The sequence below is a fragment of the Streptomyces profundus genome (assembly GCF_020740535.1).
Classification (GTDB): Bacteria; Actinomycetota; Actinomycetes; order Streptomycetales; family Streptomycetaceae; genus Streptomyces; species Streptomyces profundus.
In genome coordinates, this window is the sequence record NZ_CP082362.1 from 5,904,086 (window position 1) to 5,929,310 (window position 25,225).

Sequence of the window (25,225 nt, forward strand, 5' to 3'; positions counted from 1 at the left end):
CGTTGGTGACAGACGAGGGCAAGCTTCTCGACTACCTCAAGCGGGTGACCGCTGACCTGCGACAGGTGCGGAGGCGCCTGGAGGAGGCCGACGCCAGGGACACCGAGCCCATCGCCATCGTCGGAATGAGCTGCCGCTACCCCGGCGGCATCACCTCAGCCGACGACCTGTGGGAACTCGTCGCCCAGGGCGGCGACGGCGTCGCCGCCTACCCCACCGACCGGGGCTGGGACACCAGCGCGCTCAGCGGCGACGCGTACACGGGCGAGGGCGGCTTCCTCTACGACGCCGCCGACTTCGACCCGGCGTTCTTCGGCATCTCCCCGCGCGAGGCCCTCGCGATGGACCCCCAGCAGCGGCTCCTCCTCGAAGCGTCCTGGGAAGCCTTCGAACAGGCCGGCATCGACCCCACCACCGTCCGGGGCAGCCGCACCGGCGTCTTCGCCGGCGTCATGTACCACGACTACCTGGCGCGCCCGCTCGACGTCCCCGAAGGCGTCGAAGCGCACCTCGGCAACGGCAACGCCTACAGCGTCGCCTCCGGACGCGTCGCCTACACCATGGGCCTCGAAGGGCCCGCCGTCACCATCGACACCGCCTGCTCCTCCTCCCTGGTCGCCCTCCACCTCGCCGCCCAGGCGCTCCGCAAGCGCGAATGCGGGCTCGCGCTCGCCGGCGGCGTCACCGTCATGGCCACCCCGGGACCCTTCGTCGACTTCGGTCGGCAGCGCGGCCTCGCGGCCGACGGCCGCTGCAAGTCGTTCGCCGGCGCGGCCGACGGCGTCGGCTGGGGCGAGGGCGTCGGCATGCTGCTCCTGGAGCGCCTCTCCGACGCCCAGGCCAACGGCCACCAGATCCTCGCCGTCGTGCGCGGCTCCGCCGTCAACCAGGACGGCGCCTCCAACGGGCTGACCGCCCCCAACGGCCCGGCGCAGCAGCGCGTCATCGGCCAGGCCCTCGAAGCCGCCCGCCTCAGCTCGGGCCAGGTCGACATCGTCGAGGCCCACGGCACCGGCACCACCCTCGGCGACCCCATCGAGGCCCAGGCCCTGCTCGCCACCTACGGCCAGGAAAGGGACGCCGAACGACCGCTGTGGCTCGGCTCGTTCAAGTCCAACGTCGGCCACACCCAGGCCGCCGCCGGCGTCGGCGGCGTCATCAAGATGATCATGGCCATGCGGCACGGCACCATGCCCCGCACCCTCCATGTGGACGAACCCACCCCCCACGTCGACTGGTCGGCCGGCGCCGTCAAGCTCCTCACCGAGGAACGCCCCTGGCCGGTGACCGGCCGACCCCGCGTCTCGGCCGTCTCCTCCTTCGGCATCAGCGGCACCAACGCCCATGTCATCCTCGAACAGCCCCCCGAGCCGGCCGCCGAAGAGGACGCCGAAGGCGACGCCGACGGGGACCAGGGCGCCGGCGCCCCGCCGGAAGAGGTCGTCTGGCCGCTCTCCGCCCGCAGCGCGACCGCCCTGCGCGCCAAGGCCGACCAGCTGACGACCCTCATCGCCGACCACCCCGACCTCGACCCGGTCGACCTCGCCCACTCCCTGGCCACCACCCGGGCCGCCATGGAACACCGCGCCGCGCTCTCCGGACGCACCCTGGCCGACCTCACCGCCGGACTCCAGACCCTCGACACCGCCGTCACCGGCGGCAAACTGGCGTACCTCTTCACCGGACAGGGCAGCCAGCGACTCGACATGGGACGCGCCCTGCACGCCGCCCACCCGGTCTACGCCGAAGCCTTCGACGCCGTCTGCGCCCGCTTCGAACTGCCCGTCGGCGACGTCGTGTTCGGCACCGACGCCGAACTGCTCAACCGCACCGAGTACGCCCAGTGCGCCCTCTTCGCCGTCGAGGTCGCGCTCTACCGCCTCTTCGCCTCCTGGGGCGTGCGCCCCCAGTTCGTCGCCGGCCACTCCATCGGCGAGATCGCCGCCGCACACGCCGCCGGAGTGCTGTCCCTCGACGACGCCTGCGCCCTCGTCTCCGCCCGCGCCCGACTGATGGGCGCGCTGCCCGAGGGCGGCGCCATGGTCGCCGTCCAGGCGGCCGAGGACGACGTCCTGCCGCTGCTCACCGAAGGCGTCCGCATCGCCGCCGTCAACGGCCCCCGGGCCGTGGTGCTCTCCGGCGACGAGACCGCCGTGCTCGAACTCGCCGCGCGCTGGCAGCACAAGCGGCTGCGCGTCAGCCACGCCTTCCACTCGCACCTGATGGACCCGATGCTGGACGACTTCCGGGCCGTCGCCGAGTCCCTCGACCACGCCGAACCCCGCATCCCCCTGATCTCCAACCTCACCGGCGAACCCGTCGCCCCCGACGCCGACTACTGGGTGCGCCACGTCAGCGAGGCCGTCCGCTTCCACGACGTCATGCGCTGGCTTGAGGACCGGGGCGTCACCTCCTACCTCGAACTCGGCCCCGGCGGCGTGCTGTCCGCGCTCGGCCAGGAGTGCGTCACCGACGGCGCGTTCACCGCCGCGCTGCGCGAGGACCGCTCCGTGGTCGCCGCACTCGCCCGCGTCCACGCCCACGGCGCGGCCGTCGACTGGGCCGCGTTCTTCGCCGGAGCGCGACCCCGCCGCGTCGAACTCCCCAACTACCCCTTCCAGCGGACCCGTTACTGGCTCGACGCCCCCGCGACCTGGCTCGGCGACATCGGCGCCGCCGGCCTCAACCCCGCCAACCACCCGCTGCTCGGCGCCGCCGTCACCCTCGCCGACGCCGAAAGCTCCCTGCTCACCGGCCGGCTCTCGCTCGCCACCCACCCCTGGCTCGCCGACCACGCCGTCGGCGGCACCGTGCTGCTGCCCGGCGCCGCCCTCGTGGAACTCGCCATCCGCGCCGGCGACCAGGTCGGCTGCGACCTCGTCGAGGAACTCACCCTCGAAACCCCGCTGACCCTCGACGAGACCACCGCCGTCGTCGTCCAACTCGCCGTCGCCGCCCCCGACACCACCGGGCGCCGCGCCCTCACCCTCTACTCCCGCCCGGAGGGCGGCGAGGACCCCTGGGTCCGGCACGCCAGCGGCCAACTCGCCGTCGGCGACCGCCCCGAGGAAACCCTCACCGAATGGCCGCCCCCCGGCGCCGAACCCATCGACGTCACCGGCTACTACGCGGGACTCGACGACGCCGGCTTCGCCTACGGCCCCGCGTTCCAGGGGCTGCGCGCCGCCTGGCGACGCGGCGACGAGGTGTTCACCGAGATCGCCATCGACACCCCGACCGCCGACTTCGGCCTCCACCCGGCGCTGCTCGACTCGGCGTTGCACGGCCTCGGCCTCGGCTCCTTCCTCGGCGAAGGAGCCCACCTGCCGTTCTCCTGGTCCGGCGTCTCCCTCGCCGCCACCGGCGCCACAGCGGCCCGCGTACGGCTGCGACCCGCCGGCTCCGGCGCCGTCGCCGTCACTCTCGCCGACCTCACCGGCGCCCCCCTCGCCACCGTCGACTCCCTCGTCCTGCGCCCACTCACCGCCGACACCGCCCAGCCGGCCCAGAGCGACTCGCTCTTCACCCTGGAATGGGTTCCCGTCGCCATCTCCCCGACCACACCGGGGCGTTGGCACACCCTCACCGAGACCGACACCGAGAGCGACCCGGGCGCCGCATCGGACGTCGAGGCGGTGCTGGTGCCCGTCCGCCCGCACGGCGCACCGGCCGTCACCGTCCACACCGAGACGGCCCGCGCCCTGCGGCTCCTCCAGTCCGTGCGACCGGCCACCAGCCGACTGGTCTTCCTCACCCTCCCCGACGACCCCACAGGCTCGGCCGTCTCCGGCCTGGTCCGCGCGGCCCAGGCCGAGGAGCCCGGCCGCTTCCTCGTCGTCGAGGGCGACGAGGACGACATCACCCCGGAACTCCTCGCCGGCGTACTCGCCTCCGGCGAACCCCACGTCGCCGTCCGCGACGGCCAGGTCCTGGTGCCCCGCCTCGCCCGCGCGCGCGACACCTCCACCACCCCGGACGAGTCGACCCGTCCCGCCCCCTTCACCGGCGGAACGGTCCTCGTCACCGGCGCGTCCGGCGCGCTCGGCGGACTGCTCGCCCGCCACCTCGTCACCGAGCACCACGCCACCGATCTGCTCCTCGTCAGCCGACGCGGCACCCTCACCGAAGGGCTCGAAGCCGAACTCACCGCGCTCGGCGCCCGGGTGACCGTCGCCGCCTGCGACGTCGCCGACCGCGACGCCCTCGCCGCGCTCCTCGACGGAACCCCCCTGCGCGCCGTCGTGCACACGGCGGGCGTCCTCGACGACGGCATCGTCTCCTCCCTGACACCCGACCGCGTCAGCGCCGTACTGCGCCCCAAGGCCGACGCGGTCTGGAACCTGCACGAGCTGACCGCCGGCCACGACCTCTCGGCCTTTGTCGTCTTCTCCTCCGCCTCCGGCGTCTTCGGCGCCGCCGGACAGGCCAACTACGCCGCCGCCAACTCGTTCCTCGACGCCTTCGCCCGCCACCGCCGCTCCCTCGGACTGCCCGCCCAGTCCCTCGCCTGGGGCCTGTGGGGCCAGGCCGGCATGTCCGACACCCTCGGCGACGACGACCTCGGCCGCATCGCCCGCTCCGGCGTGGGCGCCCTCTCCACCGCGGACGGGCTGCGCCTCTTCGACACGGCGCTCACCAGGGACGACGCCGTCCTCATCCCGATAGCGCTCGACCTCGCCGCGCTGCGTGCCGAAGCCGCGTCCGGAGCCGCGCTCTCCCCGCTCTTCCGGGGCCTCGTCCGCACCCGGGTCCGCCGCGTCGTCACGGATGTCACCGGGGACGCCGGCCTCGCCGGGCTCAGCGGCCTGGCCCCGGCCGAGCAGCTCAAGGAGCTGGTCTCCCTCGTCCGCGTCCAGATAGCCGGCGTGCTCTCCTATGCCTCCGTGGAGGAGGTGGAGGTCAACCGCGCCTTCGGCGATCTGGGCTTCGACTCGCTGACGGCCGTCGAACTGCGCAACCGAATCTCCGCCGCGACCGGCGTCCGGCTGCCGGCGACTCTGGTCTTCGACTATCCGACGCCGGTGGAGTTGGCGCGGTTCTTGCGTGATGAGTTGGGTGGTGGTGAGGTCGCGGGTTCGGGTGCGGTTGTTCCTGCGGTGGTGGGGGTGTCGGATGAGCCGGTGGCGATTGTGGGGATGAGTTGCCGTTTTCCGGGTGGGGTGCGTTCGCCTGAGGATTTGTGGGAGTTGTTGGTTGGTGGGGTTGATGCGGTTTCTGGTTTTCCGTTGGATCGGGGTTGGGATGTTGAGGGGTTGTATCATCCGGATCCGGATCATGCGGGGACGAGTTATGCGCGTGAGGGTGGGTTTTTGAGGGATGCGGGGGAGTTTGATCCTGGGTTCTTTGGGATTTCTCCGCGTGAGGCGGTGGCGATTGATCCGCAGCAGCGGTTGTTGTTGGAGGCTTCGTGGGAGGTGTTTGAGCGGGCGGGTATTGATCCGGTGTCGTTGCGTGGGAGTGCGACGGGTGTTTTTGCTGGGGTGATGTATCACGATTATGCGGCGTTGTTGGAGAATACGTCGGATGCGGTTGAGGGTTCGGTGGGTTCGGGTGGTACGGGGAGTGTGGCGTCGGGTCGGGTGTCTTATACGTTTGGGCTTGAGGGTCCTGCGGTGACGGTGGATACGGCGTGTTCTTCGTCGTTGGTGGCGTTGCATTTGGCGGTGCAGGCGTTGCGGTCGGGTGAGTGTTCGTTGGCGTTGGCTGGTGGGGTGACGGTGATGGCGACGCCGGGGACGTTTGTGGGGTTCAGTCGTCAGCGGGGGTTGTCGGTTGATGGTCGGTGTAAGGCGTTTTCGGATGGTGCTGATGGTGTGGGTTGGGGTGAGGGTGTGGGGTTGTTGTTGGTGGAGCGGTTGTCGGATGCGCGGCGGAATGGGCATCCGGTGTTGGCGGTGGTGGCGGGTTCGGCGGTGAATCAGGATGGTGCGTCGAATGGTTTGACGGCGCCGAATGGTCCGTCGCAGCAGCGGGTGATTCGGCAGGCGTTGGCGTCGGCTGGGTTGTCGACGGCGGATGTGGATGTGGTGGAGGGGCATGGTACGGGGACGACGTTGGGTGACCCGATTGAGGCGCAGGCGTTGTTGGCGACGTATGGGCAGGGTCGTGATGGGGATCGGCCGTTGTGGTTGGGGTCGGTGAAGTCGAATATCGGACACGCCCAGGCTGCGGCTGGTGTTGCGGGGATTATCAAGATGGTGATGGCGATGCGGCATGGGGTGTTGCCGAAGTCGCTGCATGCCGAGGAGCCGTCGTCGCATGTGGACTGGACGGCCGGCGCGGTCGAGGTCCTCTCGGAAGCCAGGGAGTGGGAGGCCCAGGGCAAGCGGAGGGCGGGCATTTCCTCCTTCGGCATCAGCGGCACCAACGCGCACACCATCATCGAGGAGCCCCCGGCGCTGGAGACCACGGAGGGCCCGGACACCGATGTCCTCGCCCCCTGGGTGATCTCCGCCCGCACGCCCCAGTCGCTGCGCGACCAGGCCGCCCAACTCCACGCCTTCGTCAGCGCGCGGCCCGAACTCCGACCCAACGACGTTGCCCACACCCTGCTCACCCGCTCCGAGTTGGAGCACCGGGCCGTCGTCGCCGGCCAGGACCGCCAGCGCCTGCTGGCCGGCCTCGCCGACCTGGCGGACGGCACGACAACCGGAACCTCAACGTCGGGCGCCCTGGCGTTTCTCTTCTCGGGTCAGGGGAGTCAGCGGTGCGGTATGGGGCGGGAGTTGTATGGGGCGTTTCCGGTGTTCGCGGACGCCTTCGACGCGGTCTGTGATCGGTTCGAGCTGCCGGTGCTTGAGGTGGTGTTCGGGGATGACGCGGCGACGTTGAATCGGACGGAGTTCACTCAGGCGGGGTTGTTCGCTGTTGAGGTGGCGTTGTTCCGGTTGGTGGAGTCGTGGGGGGTGCGGCCGGAGTTCTTGGCGGGGCATTCGATTGGTGAGATCGCTGCCGCTCATGTGGCGGGGGTGTTGTCGTTGGACGACGCGTGCGCTCTGGTGGCGGCTCGGGGTCGGTTGATGGGTGCGTTGCCTGAGGGTGGCGCGATGGTGGCGGTGCAGGCTGCGGAGTCCGATGTGTTGCCGCTGTTGACCGAGGGTGTGGATATCGCGGCGGTCAATGGGCCTGATTCCGTGGTGCTTTCGGGTGATGAGGCGGCCGTGGTGGAGTTGGCGGGGCGGTGGAAGCACAAGCGGCTTTCCGTCAGCCATGCCTTCCATTCGCATCTGATGGAGCCGATGCTGGCGGAGTTCCGCGCGGTCGCCGAGACGCTCACGTATCACCCGGCTCAGATCCCGGTCGCCGGGCAGCCTTCGGTAGTCGACGCCGAGTACTGGGTGCGGCATGTCCGGGAGGCCGTCCGTTTCCACGACGCCGTGGAGTGGCTGCGCGCACAGGGCGCGACCTCGTTCCTGGAGATCGGCCCGGATGGGGTGCTCTCCGCCATGGCCGACGGCACTCCGCTGCTGCGTGCCGGACGGCCCGAGGTGGACCTGGCGCTCGCCGGTGCGGGACGGTTTGGCGCCCGCTGGCCGCAGCTGCTGACGGGGGCCCGCCTCGTCGAACTACCCACCTATGCCTTCGCCCGGGACCGTTACTGGCCCACCGCTGCCACACACCGCGCGGGCGATGTGTCCGCGGTCGGTCTGGGCGCCGCCGACCATCCCCTGTTGGGTGCTGTCGTCGGCCTGGCCGGTGACGACTCGGTCGTCTTCACGGGGCGTATTTCTTTGGAGTCGCATCCGTGGCTTGCTGATCATGTGGTGTCTGGGTTGGTGTTGTTGCCTGGTGCGGCGATGGTGGATTTGGTGTTGCGGGCTGGGGATGAGGTGGGGTGTGGGTTGGTTGAGGAGTTGACGTTGGAGGCGCCTTTGGTGGTGCCTGAGGTTGGTGGTGTGGTGGTGCAGTTGTCGGTGGGTGGTGTGGATGCTTCTGGTGGTCGGGTGGTGGGGTTTTATTCGGGGGTGGGTGAGGGGTGGGTGCGGCATGCGAGTGGTGTGGTGAGTGCTGGTGCTGGTGCTGGTGCTGGTGTTGGTTTTGGTGGGGGTGAGGGGTTGGTTGTGTGGCCGCCGGTGGGTGCGGTGGCGGTTGATGTGTCGGGGTTTTATGAGGGGTTGGAGTATGGGCCGGCTTTTCGTGGGTTGGTGGGTGCGTGGCGGCGTGGGGATGAGGTTTTTGCTGAGGTTGTGGTGGGGGATGGGGTTGGGGATGTGGGTGGTTTTGGGTTGCATCCGGTGTTGTTGGATTCGGCGTTGCATGCGATTGGGGTGGGGGATTTTGTGAGTGGGGAGGGGTTGTTGCCGTTTTCGTGGTCGGGTGTTTCGTTGTCGGCGGTGGGTGCGTCGGTGTTGCGGGTGTGTGTGCGTGGGGTGGGGCGTGATGCGGTGTCGTTGTTGTTGGCTGATGGTGGGGGTGTTCCGGTGGGGGTGGTGGAGTCTTTGGTGTTGCGGCGGTTTGAGGTGGGTGGGTTGTCTGGTGGTTTTCATGAGGGGTTGTTTGGGGTGGAGTGGGTTGAGTCTTCGGTTGGGGTTGGGGATGTTGGTGGGTTGGGTGATGTTGAGGTGGTTGAGGTTGGTGGTGGGGGTTCGGTGGTTGAGGGTGTGCATGGTGAGGTGGGGCGGGTTTTGGGTTTGTTGAGGGGTGAGCGTTCGGGGTTGTTGGTGGTGGTGGTGCGTCCTGGGGATGTGGTGGGTGCTGCGGTGTCGGGGTTGGTGCGTGCGGCGCAGGCGGAGGAGCCGGGGCGGTTTGTGTTGGTGGAGGGGGTTGCGGGTGAGGTGTCGTTGGGGTTGGTGGCTGGTGTGGTGGGTGCGGGGGAGTGGCATGTGGCGGTGCGTGGGGGTGTGGTGTGGGTGCCTCGGTTGGTGCGGGTGGCGGTGGATGCGGGTGTTGAGGGTTCGGGTGATGGTGTGGGGTGGGGTGAGTCGGTGTTGGTGACGGGTGCTTCTGGTGGTTTGGGTGGTTTGGTGGCTGGTCATTTGGCGGTGGAGCATGGGGTGCGTCGTTTGGTGTTGGCGAGTCGTCGGGGGACGGTGGCGGCTGAGGTGGCTGCGGAGTTGTATGCGCATGGGGTGGAGTTTGAGGTGGTGGCGTGTGATGCGGCGGATCGTGGTGCGTTGGAGGGGTTGTTGGATCGTGTGGTGGTGGATTCGGTGGTGCATGTTGCGGGGGTTTTGGATGATGGGGTGATTTCGTCGTTGACGCCGGAGCGGGTGAGTGGGGTGTTGCGGCCGAAGGTTGATGCGGCGTGGAATCTTCATGAGGCGACGGCTGGTATGAGTCTGCGTCGTTTTGTGTTGTTCTCTTCGGCGGCTGGTGTGTTTGGTAATGCGGGGCAGGGGAATTACGCTGCGGCGAACTCGTTCCTGGACGCGTTGGCTGTTCATCGCCGCTCTCTCGGCCTTCCCGCCCAATCACTCGCCTGGGGGCTGTGGGACCAGAGCGATGGAATGGGGCGGCAGGCGAAGATGCCGCGCGACACCGCGCTCAGTGCCGAGGAGGGGCTTCGTCTGCTCGACACCGCGGTCGCCGTCGGCTCTCCGGTCCTGGTGCCCATGCGGTTGGATCTGGCGGGGTTGCGTGGGTCCGAGGTGGCGCCGCTGTTGCGTGGGTTGGTGCGGGGTGGCCCGGCTCGGCGCACCGTGACGGAGAGCGGGTTGGCCGGTCGCCTTGCCGGCCTGCCCGACGCCGAGCGTTCCCGCGCCCTGCTCGACCTGGTGCGCGGCCAGGTGGCCGCGGTCCTCGGCCACGAAAGCGCGACGGACATCGACCCCGATCGGGCCTTCACCGATCTGGGCTTCGACTCGCTGAGCGCCCTGGAGCTGCGCAACCGACTCAACACGGCCACCACCCTGCGGCTGCCCGCCACCCTGATCTTCGACTACCCCAGCACCACGGTGCTCGCCGCCTATCTGCGGGACGAACTCATCGGCTCCGTGAGCGACACAGCCGGTCCCGTGACGGTGGGGGTGTCGGATGAGCCGGTGGCGATTGTGGGGATGAGTTGCCGTTTTCCGGGTGGGGTTGGTTCGCCTGAGGATTTGTGGGAGTTGTTGGTTGGTGGGGTTGATGCGGTTTCTGGTTTTCCGTTGGATCGGGGTTGGGATGTTGAGGGGTTGTATCATCCGGATCCGGATCATGTGGGGACGAGTTATGCGCGTGAGGGTGGGTTTTTGAGGGATGCGGGGGAGTTTGATCCTGGGTTCTTTGGGATTTCTCCGCGTGAGGCGGTGGCGATTGATCCGCAGCAGCGGTTGTTGTTGGAGGCTTCGTGGGAGGTGTTTGAGCGGGCGGGTATTGATCCGGTGTCGTTGCGTGGGAGTGCGACGGGTGTTTTTGCTGGGGTGATGTATCACGATTATGCGGCGTTGTTGGAGAATACGTCGGATGCGGTTGAGGGTTCGGTGGGTTCGGGTGGTACGGGGAGTGTGGCGTCGGGTCGGGTGTCTTATACGTTTGGGCTTGAGGGTCCTGCGGTGACGGTGGATACGGCGTGTTCTTCGTCGTTGGTGGCGTTGCATTTGGCGGTGCAGGCGTTGCGGTCGGGTGAGTGTTCGTTGGCGTTGGCTGGTGGGGTGACGGTGATGGCGACGCCGGGGACGTTTGTGGGGTTCAGTCGTCAGCGGGGGTTGTCGGTTGATGGTCGGTGTAAGGCGTTTTCGGATGGTGCTGATGGTGTGGGTTGGGGTGAGGGTGTGGGGTTGTTGTTGGTGGAGCGGTTGTCGGATGCGCGGCGGAATGGGCATCCGGTGTTGGCGGTGGTGGCGGGTTCGGCGGTGAATCAGGATGGTGCGTCGAATGGTTTGACGGCGCCGAATGGTCCGTCGCAGCAGCGGGTGATTCGGCAGGCGTTGGCGTCGGCTGGGTTGTCGACGGCGGATGTGGATGTGGTGGAGGGGCATGGTACGGGGACGACGTTGGGTGACCCGATTGAGGCGCAGGCGTTGTTGGCGACGTATGGGCAGGGTCGGGAGACAGACCGTCCGTTGTGGTTGGGGTCGGTGAAGTCGAATATCGGTCACACGCAGGCTGCGGCTGGTGTTGCGGGGATTATCAAGATGGTGATGGCGATGCGGCATGGGGTGTTGCCGAAGTCGCTGCATGCCGAGGAGCCGTCGTCGCATGTGGACTGGACGGCCGGCGCGGTCGAGGTCCTCTCGGAAGCCAGGGAGTGGGAGGCCCAGGGCAAGCGGAGGGCGGGCATTTCCTCCTTCGGCATCAGCGGCACCAACGCGCACGTCATTATCGAGCAGCCCGAAGCACTGCCGGAATCGACTGTTGAGGCCGGCACGGTCTCCCCGGACCTGCCGTTGGTGCCGGTGGTGTTGTCGGGGCATTCGTCGGAGGCGTTGTTGGCGCAGGCGGTGCGGTTGGGTGGTGTTGAGGCTGGTGTGGTCGAGTTGGGGCATGCGTTGGCGTTGGGGCGTGCCGCGTTGCCGTATCGGGCGGTGGTGTTGGCTGGTGATGCCGGCATGTTGCGGGAGGGGTTGTCGGCTCTGGCTGAGGGGCGTTCTTCGGCTCGGGTGGTGACGGGTGAGGCTCGTAGTGGTCGGTTGGCGTTTCTCTTCTCGGGTCAGGGGAGTCAACGGCTTGGTATGGGCCGGGAGTTGTATGGGGCGTTCCCGGTGTTCGCGGAGGCGTTTGACGCGGTCTGTGATCGGTTTGAGTTGTCCGTCCGTGAGGTGGTGTTCGGGGATGACGTCGCGCTGCTGAATCGGACGGAGTTCACTCAGGCGGGGTTGTTCGCCGTTGAGGTGGCGTTGTTCCGGTTGGTGGAAGCCTGGGGGGTGCGGCCGGAGTTCTTGGCGGGGCATTCGATTGGTGAGATCGCTGCCGCTCATGTGGCGGGGGTGTTGTCGTTGGATGACGCGTGCGTGCTGGTGGCGGCTCGGGGTCGGTTGATGGGTGCGCTGCCTGAGGGTGGTGCGATGGTGGCGGTGCAGGCGCCGGAGGTCGAGGTGGTGCCGCTGTTGACCGAGGGCGTGGATATCGCGGCGGTCAACGGGCCTGATTCTGTGGTGCTGTCGGGTGATGAGGCGGCTGTGGTGGAGTTGGCGGGGCGGTGGAAGCACAAGCGGCTTTCGGTCAGCCACGCGTTCCATTCGCATCTGATGGACCCGATGCTGGCGGAGTTCCGTTCGGTGGCGGAGACGCTCACCTACGGTCCGGCGGAGATTCCGGTCGCGGGGCAGCCGGTTCAGACTGATGCCGAGTATTGGGTGCGGCATGTTCGGGACGCGGTGCGTTTCCACGATGCGGTGGAGTGGTTGGACGGCGAGGGTGTCAGTACGTTGTTGGAGATCGGCCCGGATGGGGTGCTGTCCGGGATGGCCCAGGACATCGTGGCTGGTGGTGTCTTCGCCGCGTCGCTGCGTCGGGAGCGGCCTGAGGCGGAGACGTTGTTGCGGGCGGTGGCGGTGCTGCACGCGCACGGCCATTCCCCGGACTGGGGTGTGCTTTTCCCGCAGACGGGGTTGGCGCGGTTGGACCTGCCGACCTATCCATTCCAGCGGCAGCGTTACTGGCCCAGCGCTCCGACGGCCCGGCCCGGTGATGTGTCCGCGATTGGCTTGAGCACCGCGGACCACCCACTGCTGGGTGCCGCCGTCGCCACCGCCGACCACGACGGACACCTCTTCACAGGGCGTATCTCTCTGGAAACCCACCCCTGGCTTGCTGATCATGTGGTGTCTGGGTTGGTGTTGTTGCCTGGTGCGGCGATGGTGGATTTGGTGTTGCGGGCTGGGGATGAGGTGGGGTGTGGGTTGGTTGAGGAGTTGACGTTGGAGGCGCCTTTGGTGGTGCCTGAGGTTGGTGGTGTGGTGGTGCAGTTGTCGGTTGGTGGTGTGGATGCTTCTGGTGGTCGGGTGGTGGGGTTTTATTCGCGGGTGGGTGAGGGGTGGGTGCGGCATGCGAGTGGTGTGGTGAGTGCTGGTGCTGGTGCTGGTGCTGGTGCTGGTGCTGGTTCTGGTGTTGGTGGGGGTGAGGGGTTGGTTGTGTGGCCGCCGGTGGGTGCGGTGGCGGTTGATGTTTCGGGGTTTTATGAGGGGTTGGAGTATGGGCCGGCTTTTCGTGGGTTGGTGGGTGCGTGGCGGCGTGGGGATGAGGTTTTTGCTGAGGTTGTGGTGGGGGATGGGGTTGGGGATGTGGGTGGTTTTGGGTTGCATCCGGTGTTGTTGGATTCGGCGTTGCATGCGATTGGGGTGGGGGATTTTGTGAGTGGGGAGGGGTTGTTGCCGTTTTCGTGGTCGGGTGTTTCGTTGTCGGCGGTGGGTGCGTCGGTGTTGCGGGTGTGTGTGCGTGGGGTGGGGCGTGATGCGGTGTCGTTGTTGTTGGCTGATGGTGGGGGTGTTCCGGTGGGGGTGGTGGAGTCTTTGGTGTTGCGGCGGTTTGAGGTGGGTGGGTTGTCTGGTGGTTTTCATGAGGGGTTGTTTGGGGTGGAGTGGGTTGAGTCTTCGGTTGGGGTTGGGGATGTTGGTGGGTTGGGTGATGTTGAGGTGGTTGAGGTTGGTGGTGGGGGTTCGGTGGTTGAGGGTGTGCATGGTGAGGTGGGGCGGGTTTTGGGTTTGTTGAGGGGTGAGCGTTCGGGGTTGTTGGTGGTGGTGGTGCGTCCTGGGGATGTGGTGGGTGCTGCGGTGTCGGGGTTGGTGCGTGCGGCGCAGGCGGAGGAGCCGGGGCGGTTTGTGTTGGTGGAGGGGGTTGCGGGTGAGGTGTCGTTGGGGTTGGTGGCTGGTGTGGTGGGTGCGGGGGAGTGGCATGTGGCGGTGCGTGGGGGTGTGGTGTGGGTGCCTCGGTTGGTGCGGGTGGCGGTGGATGCGGGTGTTGAGGGTGATGGTGTTGAGGGTTCGGGTGATGTTGAGGGTGGTGGTGTGGGGTGGGGTGAGTCGGTGTTGGTGACGGGTGCTTCTGGTGGTTTGGGTGGTTTGGTGGCGGGTCATTTGGCGGTGGAGCATGGGGTGCGTCGTTTGGTGTTGGCGAGTCGTCGGGGGACGGTGGCGGCTGAGGTGGCTGCGGAGTTGTATGCGCATGGGGTGGAGTTTGAGGTGGTGGCGTGTGATGCGGCGGATCGTGGTGCGTTGGAGGGGTTGTTGGATCGTGTTGTGGTGGATTCGGTGGTGCATGTTGCGGGGGTTTTGGATGATGGGGTGATTTCGTCTTTGACGCCGGAGCGGGTGAGTGGGGTGTTGCGGCCGAAGGTTGATGCGGCGTGGAATCTTCATGAGGCGACGGCTGGTATGAGTCTGCGTCGTTTTGTGTTGTTCTCTTCGGCGGCTGGTGTGTTTGGTAATGCGGGGCAGGGGAATTACGCTGCGGCGAACTCGTTCCTGGACGCGTTGGCTGTTCATCGCCGCTCTCTCGGCCTTCCCGCCCAATCACTCGCCTGGGGTGCCTGGTCGATAGGGATGGCCGGGGAACGTCCGGATGCGCTGAGCGCCGAGGAGGGCTTGCGTCTCCTGGACACGGCATCCGCGATCGACTCGCCGGTCCTCGTCCCCATGCGGTTGGATCTGGCGGGGTTGCGTGGGTCCGAGGTGGCGCCGCTGTTGCGTGGGTTGGTGCGGGGTGGCCCGGCTCGCCGCACTGTGACGGAGAGCGGGTTGGCCGGTCGTCTTGCCGGCCTGCCCGACGCGGAGCGTTCCCGCGCCCTGCTCGACTTGGTGCGGACCGAGGTGGCCGTGGTTCTCGGCCATGAGGGGCCAGCCGCGATCGCCCCCGATCGGGCCTTCACCGATCTGGGCTTCGACTCGCTGAGCGCCCTGGAGCTGCGCAACCGACTCAACACGGCCAGCGGCCTTCGGCTGCCGGCGACTCTGGTTTTCGACTATCCGACGCCGGTGGAGTTGGCGCGGTTCCTGCGTGATGAGTTGGGTGGTGGTGAGGTCGCGGGTTCGGGTGCGGTTGTTCCTGCGGTGGTGGGGGTGTCGGATGAGCCGGTGGCGATTGTGGGGATGAGTTGCCGTTTTCCGGGTGGGGTTGGTTCGCCTGAGGATTTGTGGGAGTTGTTGGTTGGTGGGGTTGATGCGGTTTCTGGTTTTCCGTTGGATCGGGGTTGGGAGGTTGAGGGGTTGTATCATCCGGATCCGGATCATGTGGGGACGAGTTATGCGCGTGAGGGTGGGTTTTTGAGGGATGCGGGGGAGTTTGATCCTGGGTTCTTTGGGATTTCTCCGCGTGAGGCGGTGGCGATTGATCCGCAGCAGCGGTTGTTGTTGGAGGCTTCGTGGGAGGTGTTTGAGCGGGCGGGTATTGATCCGGTGTCGTTGCGTGGGAGTGCGACGGGTGTTTTTGCTGGGGTGATGTATCACGATTATGCGGCGTTGTTGGAGAATACGTCGGATGCGGTTGAGGGTTCGGTGGGTTCGGGTGGTACGGGGAGTGTGGCGTCGGGTCGGGTGTCTTATACGTTTGGGCTTGAGGGTCCTGCGGTGACGGTGGATACGGCGTGTTCTTCGTCGTTGGTGGCGTTGCATTTGGCGGTGCAGGCGTTGCGGTCGGGTGAGTGTTCGTTGGCGTTGGCTGGTGGGGTGACGGTGATGGCGACGCCGGGGACGTTTGTGGGGTTCAGTCGTCAGCGGGGGTTGTCGGTTGATGGTCGGTGTAAGGCGTTTTCGGATGGTGCTGATGGTGTGGGTTGGGGTGAGGGTGTGGGGTTGTTGTTGGTGGAGCGGTTGTCGGATGCGCGGCGGAATGGGCATCCGGTGTTGGCGGTGGTGGCGGGTTCGGCGGTGAATCAGGATGGTGCGTCGAATGGTTTGACGGCGCCGAATGGTCCGTCGCAGCAGCGGGTGATTCGGCAGGCGTTGGCGTCGGCTGGGTTGTCGGCGGCGGATGTGGATGTGGTGGAGGGTCATGGGACGGGGACGACGTTGGGTGACCCGATTGAGGCGCAGGCGTTGTTGGCGACGTATGGGCAGGGTCGGGAGACAGACCGTCCGTTGTGGTTGGGGTCGGTGAAGTCGAATATCGGTCACACGCAGGCTGCGGCTGGTGTTGCGGGGATTATCAAGATGGTGATGGCGATGCGGCATGGGGTGTTGCCGAAGTCGCTGCATGCCGAGGAGCCGTCGTCGCATGTGGACTGGACGGCCGGCGCGGTCGAGGTCCTCTCGGAAGCCAGGGAATGGACTGCCGAAGGTCCCCGCCGAGCGGGTATCTCTTCCTTTGGTATCAGCGGTACCAATGCGCACGTGATCATCGAACAGCCGGAGTCTCTGCCGGATTCGACTGAAGTAGCGGAATCGCCTTTGCCGTTGGTGCCGGTGGTGTTGTCGGGGCATTCGTCGGAGGCGTTGTTGGCGCAGGCGGTGCGGTTGGGTGGTGTTGAGGCTGGTGTGGTCGAGTTGGGGCATGCGTTGGCGTTGGGGCGTGCCGCGTTGCCGTATCGGGCGGTGGTGTTGGCTGGTGATGCCGGCATGTTGCGGGAGGGGTTGTCGGCTCTGGCTGAGGGGCGTTCTTCGGCTCGGGTGGTGACGGGTGAGGCTCGTAGTGGTCGGTTGGCGTTTCTCTTCTCGGGTCAGGGGAGTCAACGGCTTGGTATGGGCCGGGAGTTGTATGGGACGTTCCCGGTGTTCGCGGAGGCGTTTGACGCGGTCTGCGATCGGTTCGAGCTGTCCGTCCGTGAGGTGGTGTTCGGGGATGACGCCGCGCTGCTGAATCGGACGGAGTTCACCCAGGCGGGGTTGTTCGCCGTTGAGGTGGCGCTCTTCCGGCTGGTGGAAGCTTGGGGGGTGCGGCCGGAGTTCCTGGCGGGGCATTCGATCGGTGAGATCGCCGCCGCGCATGTGGCGGGGGTGTTGTCGTTGGACGACGCGTGCGCTTTGGTGGCGGCTCGGGGTCGGTTGATGGGTGCGCTGCCCGAGGGCGGTGCGATGGTGGCGGTCCAGGCGCCGGAGGCCGAGGTTCTGCCGCTGCTGACCGACGGCGTGGATATCGCCGCCGTCAACGGGCCTGATTCCGTGGTGCTGTCGGGTGATGAGGCGGCCGTGGTGGAGTTGGCGGGGCGGTGGAAGCACAAGCGGCTTTCCGTCAGCCACGCCTTCCACTCGCATCTGATGGACCCGATGCTGGCGGAGTTCCGTACGGTCGCGGAGACGCTCACATATCACCCGGCTCAGATTCCGGTCGCGGGGCAGCCGGTTCAGACGGATGCCGAGTATTGGGTGCGGCATGTTCGGGATGCGGTGCGTTTCCACGATGCGGTGGAGTGGTTGGACGGCGAGGGTGTCAGCACGTTGTTGGAGATCGGCCCGGATGGGGTGCTGTCCGGGATGGCCCAGGACATCGTGGCTGGTGGTGTCTTCGCCGCGTCGCTGCGTCGGGAGCGGCCGGAGGCGGAGACGTTGTTGCGGGCGGTGGCGGTGCTGCACGCGCACGGCCATTCCCCGGACTGGGGTGTGCTTTTCCCGCAGACGGGGTTGGCGCGGTTGGACCTGCCGACCTATCCGTTCCAGCGGCAGCGTTACTGGCCCAGCGCTCCGGCGGCCCGGCCGGGTGATGTGTCCGCGATCGGCTTGAGCACCGCGGACCACCCACTGCTGGGTGCCGCCGTCGCCACCGCCGACCACGACGGACACCTCTTCACAGGGCGTATCTCTCTGGAAACCCACCCCTGGCTCGCCGATCATGTGGTCGCCGGTGCGGTGTTGGTGCCCGGGGCGGCCCTGCTGGAGTTGGCGGTTCGCGCCGCTGACCAGGCGGGATGCAGCCGAGTGGCCGAGCTGACCCTGGAGAGCCCGCTGGTACTGCCCGAGCGGGGCGGCGTCGCGGTCCAGCTGTGGGTGTCAGCGTCGGACGCGGAGGACGGCAGGGCGCTCAGCCTGTACTCGCGGGTCGAGGCCGATGCCACGGACAGCTGGGTGCGGCATGCGAGCGGTCGTATCGACAACGGTTCCGACCGGGCCGAGATCGCCGTGGACGGTCTGGCCGTCTGGCCGCCGACCGGTGCGGAAGCGGTGGATGTCGACGGGGTCTACGAGGATCTGGCCGCGTCAGGACTGGAGTACGGCCCCGCGTTCCGTGGCCTGCGGGCCGCGTGGACACGCGGTGACGAGGTGTTCGCCGAGGTCGGAGTGGACGACGACGGTGGGTTCACGCTGCATCCGGTGCTGTTGGACTCCGTGTTGCACGCCATCGCGGCGGGGTCGTTCTTCGACTCGGCGCGGCTTCCGTTCAGCTGGGAGGGTGTGCGGGTCGCCGCCACAGGCGCCACCGCGCTGCGGGTGCGGCTCGCGCCGGCGGGCAGGGACGCCCTGTCGTTGACGCTGGCCGATCCGGCGGGCATGGCGGTCGCGGGGGTGGACTCGCTGGTCCTCAAGCCGATCCCGGCGGCTCCGGCCCGGTCGGCGACCGCGATGGACTCGCTCTACCGGGTGGATCTGGTGCCCGTGCGGGTGCCGGCCTCGCCGGCGGCCGACTGGCCGGTGCTGGCCGAGGGCCGCCCCCTGGCGGATCTCCGCGACACCGACACCCGCACTGACAGCGGTGATGTCGTGGTCGTCCCGCTGGCCGGTGCCGGCGCGGTGGCCGATTCGGCGCATGCCGTGGTGCACCGTGTGCTGGGTCTGCTCCAGGAGTGGCTGGCCGACGACCGGTCGGACGGTTCGCGGCTGGTGTTCACCGGTAGCCCGCAGGCCGACCTGCCCGTCGCCGCCGCATGGGGACTGATCCGGTCGGCACAGGCCGAGGAGCCGGGCCGCTTCCTGCTGGTGGCCACCGACGATATCGAGGGTGAACTCCCCGCCGGGTTGCTGGAGTTGGACGAAAGCGAGATCGTCGTCCGGGACGGCGAGACCTTCGCTCCCCGGCTCGCCAGGGAGCGGGCGGAGGCTGGGCGGGCGGCGCCGGTCGGTGTCGACGGCACGGTCCTGGTCACCGGTGCGAGCGGCGCGCTGGGCGGGCTGCTGGCCCGCCATCTCGTCACGGAGCACGGTGCCCGCAGCCTGGTGCTGGCCAGCCGGCGTGGCCCCGCTGCCCCCGAGGTCGCCGAGCTGGTCGCCGAACTGTCCGAACTCGGCGCCGAGGCGCGGGCGGTGGCCTGCGATGTCGCCGACCGCGACGCGCTCGCCGCGCTGCTCGCCACCGTGCCGGATCTGACGTCGGTGGTGCACTCGGCCGGTGTGCTGGACGACGGCGTCGTCACCTCGCTCACACCCGAGCGGGTGGACACGGTGCTGCGCGCCAAGGTGGACGCGGCCTGGCATCTGCACGAGCTGACGCGCGACCTCGATCTGACCTCCTTTGTCCTGTTCTCGTCGGCTGCCGGCGTCTTCGGCAACGCGGGCCAGGGCAACTACGCGGCGGCCAACAGCTTCCTGGACGCGCTCGCCGTCCACCGGCACGCCGCCGGGCTGCCCGCGCAGTCCCTGGCCTGGGGTGCCTGGTCGGCCGGCATGGCCGGGGAGCGCCCGGACGCGCTCAGCACCGAGGAGGGCCTGCGCCTCTTCGACGCGGCGCGTTCGCTTGACGCGCCCCTGCTGGTGCCGATGCGGCTGGAGCCCCCGCTTGGCGCCGCGCCGCTGCTGCGCGGCCTGACGGGGCGGGGCCGCACCCGGAGGACGGCCTCCGGCGATCGCGCCCTGGTCGACCGGCTCGCCGGGCTGGACGCGGCCGAGCGCGCCGCCGCGTTGCTGACGCTGGTCCGCACCGAGGTCGCGGCCGTCCTCGGGCATGCGGGACCGTCCGATGTGGACCCCGAACGCGCCTTCACCGACCTGGGGTTCGACTCGCTGAGCGCGATCGAACTCCGCAACCGGCTCAACGCGGCCACCGGGCTGCGGCTGTCCGCCACCCTGGTCTTCGACTACCCGAGCGCCGTCTCGCTCGCCGGTTTCCTGCGCGACGAGATGACGGACTCCGTCGACGACAGCGCGGGCTCCACCACCGGCGCGGTGGTCGCCGTGGATGACGACCCGATCGCCATCGTCGCCATGAGCTGCCGTTATCCGGGCGGCGTCGAGTCTCCCGAGGACCTGTGGCGGCTGCTCACCGAAGGCGGCGACGCCGTGGGGGCGGTTCCGGTCGACCGGAACTGGGACACCGAGGCGCTGGCCGGCCTCGAAGGCGGCTTCCTGCACAGGTCCGCCGAGTTCGATCCGGTCTTCTTCGGGATCTCGCCGCGCGAGGCGCTCGCCATGGACCCGCAGCAGCGGCTGCTGTTGGAGACGTCCTGGGAGGCGTTCGAGCGGGCCGGGATCGAGCCGGCGTCGTTGCGCGGCAGCCGGACCGGCGTCTTCGTCGGCGTCATGTACCAGGACTACGCCGGTGTGGTGCAGGCGTCGCCCGAGGGCGGTGACGGTTTCCTCGCCACCAGCAGCACCGGTTCCGTCGCCTCGGGCCGGGTCTCCTACACCTTCGGGCTTGAGGGCCCAGCGGTGACCGTCGACACGGCGTGCTCCTCGTCGCTGGTGGCGCTGCACTGGGCGATCCAGGCGCTGCGGCAGGGCGAGTGCTCGATGGCGTTGGCCGGCGGCGTCACCGTCATGGCCAGCCCCGGTTCCTTTGTGGAGTTCTCCCGTCAGGGCGCCCTGGCACCGGACGGACGCTGCAAGGCGTTCTCCTCGTCCGCCGACGGGGTCGGCTGGTCGGAGGGCGTGGGAATTCTGCTGGTGGAGCGGTTGTCGGACGCGCGGCGGAACGGGCATCCGGTGCTTGCCGTGGTGGCCGGTTCGGCGGTCAACCAGGACGGCGCGTCCAACGGTCTGACGGCGCCGAACGGTCCGTCCCAACAGCGGGTGATCCGGCAGGCGTTGGCGTCGGCGGGGCTCACGACCGCCGATGTGGACGTGGTGGAGGCGCATGGCACGGGGACGACGCTGGGCGACCCGATCGAGGCGCAGGCGCTGCTGGCCACCTACGGGCAGGACCGCGACCCCGAACGTCCGCTCTGGCTGGGGTCTGTGAAGTCGAACATCGGTCACACCCAGGCCGCCGCCGGTGTGGCCGGTGTGATCAAGATGGTGCTGGCGATGCGTCACGGAGTGCTGCCCCGCACCCTGCATGTGGACGAGCCCTCGCCGCATGTGGAGTGGGACGCGGGTGCCGTGTCCCTGCTCACCGAGCCGACCCCGTGGGCCGAGGAAGGACGGCCACGCCGGGCCGGTGTCTCGTCCTTCGGGATCAGCGGGACGAACGCGCACACGATCATCGAGTATGTGCCGGAGCCGGCACAGGAGTTGGGCGCGGACACGGGCCCGGACACCGGTTCCGGTGTGGTGCCGTGGGTGGTGACGGGGCGCTCCGCAGCCGCGGTGGCTGAGCAGGCCACGGCGCTGGTGGAGCGGGTGGACGCGGACGTGTCGCTGACGGATGTGGCGTTCTCGTTGGCGGGTCGTTCGGTGTTCGAGCATCGGGCCGTGGTGGTCGGTGCGGACCCTGCCGGGATGGTCGCCGGCTTGGGCGCCGTATCGCGGGGTGTGCCGGGTGCCGGTGTGGTGTCGGGGTCTGTAGGGGCAGGCGTTGGCCAGGGTGTGGTGATGGTTTTCCCTGGTCAGGGTTCGCAGTGGTTGGGGATGGCGGCGGGGTTGTGGGAGTCGTCCTCGGTGTTCCGGGAGTCGATGCTGGCATGCGGCGAGGCACTGAAGCCTTTTGTGGAGTGGGATCTTGAAGTGGCCCTGGACGATGAGGGGTTGTTGTCGCGGGTTGATGTGGTGCAGCCGGTGTTGTGGGCGGTGATGGTGTCGTTGGCGCGGGTGTGGGAGTCGTTTGGTGTGGTGCCTTCTGCGGTGGTGGGTCACTCGCAGGGGGAGATCGCTGCTGCGGTGGTGGCGGGTGGTTTGTCTCTTGGGGATGGTGCGCGGGTGGTGGCGTTGCGGTCGCGGTTGATCGCTGGCCGGCTCGGCGGTGGTGGCGGGATGGTGTCGGTGCCGCTGCCGGTGGATCAGTTGGAGTTGCCGGTGGGTGTGTCGGTTGCGGCGGTGAACGGTCCGAACTCGGTGGTGGTGGCCGGTGAGGTGGCCGGCTTGGAAACGGTGTTGGGGTCGGTTGAGCGGTCTCGTCGTATCGCCGTGGACTATGCCTCGCACTCCGCGCAGGTGGAGGTGATCCGGGACGAGCTGCTCGACGTACTGGCGCCGGTATCCCCGCAGTCCGGTCGGGTGCCGTTCTATTCGGCGCTGACGGGCGGGCTGATCGACACGGCGGGGTTGAACGCGGCGTACTGGTTCGAGAATCTGCGGAACACGGTCGACTTCCAGGGCGCCACCCAGGCGCTGCTCGCCGACGGGTTCAGCACCTTCGTCGAGGTGTCCGCCCACCCGGTCCTCGGCGTTGGCCTGCGGGAGACCGTGGAGGAGGCCGGCGCCGAGGCGGTCGTGTTGGGCACGTTGCGGCGTGACCACGGTGGTATGGAGCGGATGCTGCTGTCCCTCGGCGAGGCGTTCGTCAACGGCGTCGACGTGGACTGGGGGTTGAGCGGCAAGCTGGTCGAGCTGCCGACGTATCGCTTCCAGCGGCAGCACTACTGGCCCAAGGCCGGTGCGGCCCTGGCTGGCGACGCGACGGCGATGGGGCTGGCCCCCGCGGACCACCCGCTGCTGGGTGCCGCCGTGCCCATCGCCGACGACGACGGGTACCTCTTCACCGGCCGGCTCTCGCTGCGGACCCATCCCTGGCTCGCCGACCACGCCGTCGCCGACACCGTGCTCCTCCCAGGGGCCGGCATGCTCGAACTCGCCCTCCACGCCGGAGACCAGGTCGGATGCGGAAAGGTCGACGACCTCACGCTCGAAGCGCCGCTTGTGGTGCCCGCGACCGGCAGCGTCGCGCTCCAGGTATCGGTTGCCGCGCCCGGCGAGGACGGCCGCCGCTCCCTGACGATCCACGCCTCGGGCGACGACGGCCGCTGGGTCCGTCACGCCGCCGGTCTCCTCGCGCCGGCCGCCGCGCCCGCCTTCGAGAGCGACGGGGCGTGGCCGCCTCCGGGCGCCGAACGGGTGGCTGTCGACGGGCTCTACGAGCGCCTCGACGCCAGCGGCTTCCAGTACGGCCCGCTCTTCCAGGGGCTGCGGTCGCTGTGGCGGCAGGACGGTGAACTGTTCGCCGAGGTGAGCCTCCCCGCCGACGAGGCCGGCTCGTTCGGTCTGCACCCGGCGCTGCTGGACTCGGTGTTGCACGCCCTGATGGCCGGCGGCGGCGCGGGGGACGAAGAAGGAGACGGTCGGGGCGAAGCGGCCCGGTTGCCGTTCGCCTGGCAGGGCGTCACGCTCTTCGCCTCGGGCGCCACCACGCTCCGGGCCCGCCTGGTCACCGACGACGAGGGGGGCGTCTCGCTCCACCTCAGCGACCCGGCGGGGCTGCCGGTCGCGGCGGTCGACTCCCTGCTGACCCGCCCGTTCAACCCCGAGCAGATGCGGGTGGCCGGCGGGGCACGGCGGCATGACGCGCTGTTCCGGGTCGACTGGACGGCGCTGCCATCGGCGCCCGAGACCCCGGAGACCTGGGCCGTCGTCGGCCCGGACGACTTCGGCATCGCCGGCGACGGCGTCGACGCGTACCCCGATCTGGACGCGCTGGTCGCCAGCGGCAGCACGCCCGACCGGGTCTTCGTCTCGTTCGCCCCGGCTCAGGACGGTGGCCGTCCGGTGGTCGAGGCGGCGCACCGGGCCACGGCACGCGCGCTCGCCACGGTGCGGGAGTGGCTGGCCGCCCCGCTGGACGGCGGCGAACTGGTGCTGGTCACCCGGGGCGCCGCCGGGGCGGGCGATGTGCCCGATCTGGCGCACGCGCCGGTGTGGGGGCTGGTGCGCAGCGCCCAGTCCGAGGAGCCGGGACGACTCGTCCTGGTCGATCTCGACGAGGCGTCCGCCTCACACCAGGCGCTGGCCGGCGCGCTCGCCACCGGCGAGCCCCAACTCCTGCTGCGCGACGGGGAGATCCGCGTGCCCAGGCTCGCCAGAGCCGACGTCGAGGACGACCGTGAACCGGTCGACTTCGGAACGGGGGCCGTGCTGGTCACCGGCGCGTCCGGGATGCTCGGCGGCCTCGTCGCACGGCACCTCGCCGCCCAACACGGGGTTCGCCGCCTGGTTCTGCTCAGCCGGCGCGGTCCGCTGGCGGCCGGGGCGCGCGAGCTGGAAACGGAGCTGGCCGACCTCGGTGCCGAGGTGACCATTGCCGCCTGCGACATCGCGGACCGCGACGCCCTGGCGAAGGTGATCGCATCGCTCGACACCCCCATCACGGGGGTCGTGCACTCGGCCGGCGTGCTGGACGACGGCACGATCGGCTCGCTGACGCCTGATCGGCTGGCCACCGTGCTGCGGCCCAAGGTGGACGCCGCCTGGAACCTGCACGAAATGACGGCCCATCAGGAGGTGCGCTCGTTTGTCCTGTTCTCCTCGGCAGCCGCCACCTTCGGCCGGCCGGGGCAGGCCAACTACGCGGCGGCCAACGCCTTCCTGGACGCACTGGCCCAGCATCGACGTGCCGCCGGGCTGCCAGCGGTGTCGATGGCCTGGGGGCTGTGGGCCGAGTCCGGCGGGATGACCGCCGACACGGCCCAACTGGGCCGATCCGGGCTGATGGCGCTGAGCTCGGAGCAGGGTCTTGAGCTGTTCGACACGGCGGCTGCGGACGGCCTTCCGCTGCTGGTGCCGATGCGTCTGGACACGGCCTCGCTGGCCGCCGGCCCCGTTCCGCCGCTGCTGCGTGGTCTGGTTCGCGCCCCCGCCCGCCGCCGGGCCGAGGCCGCCTCGGGTACCGATGTCTCAGCGCTGGCCGAGGAGTTGGCCGGCAAGTCCGAGGCCGAGCAGGAACGCGCACTGGTCGGCCTCATCGCCGGGCATGTCGCCGCCGTCCTCGGCTATGGCTCTCCGGACGCCGTGGACACCTCGCGCGGCTTCCTCGATCTCGGCTTCGACTCGCTGACCGCCGTCGAACTGCGCAACGGACTCAACGCCGAACTGGGGCTGCGGCTGCCCGCCACCATGCTCTTCGACTACCCGAGCGCGACGGTCCTCGCGCGCCATCTGCGCACCGAGATCCTGCCCGACGAGACCACCGTGGTCCTCGCCGAACTGGACCGCCTGCGGATCGCGTTGCCCGCGCTGTCCTCCTCGGCCGACGAAACCGTGATGGCGGATGTCAAGGCCCGCCTTGAGGCCCTGCTCTCCGGCTGGGGTGCCTCCGAGGAGTCCGACACGGACGACGAGGGCGCCGTCGCCGACCGCATCCAGGCCGCCTCGGACGACGAGATCTTCAACTTCATCGACAGCGAGCTGGGTTCGTCCTGAGA

At 68.9% G+C, this 25,225-nt stretch carries 1 protein-coding gene; it reads left to right on the plus strand.

The genetic code is table 11. The annotated features are described in order from the left end of the window. Nucleotides 1-5 precede the first annotated feature (5 nt). Complete coding sequence (locus tag K4G22_RS26005; RefSeq protein ID WP_228082883.1) at nt 6-25,223, plus strand: type I polyketide synthase; 25,218 nt, start codon at nt 6-8, stop codon at nt 25,221-25,223. Nucleotides 25,224-25,225 lie beyond the last annotated feature (2 nt).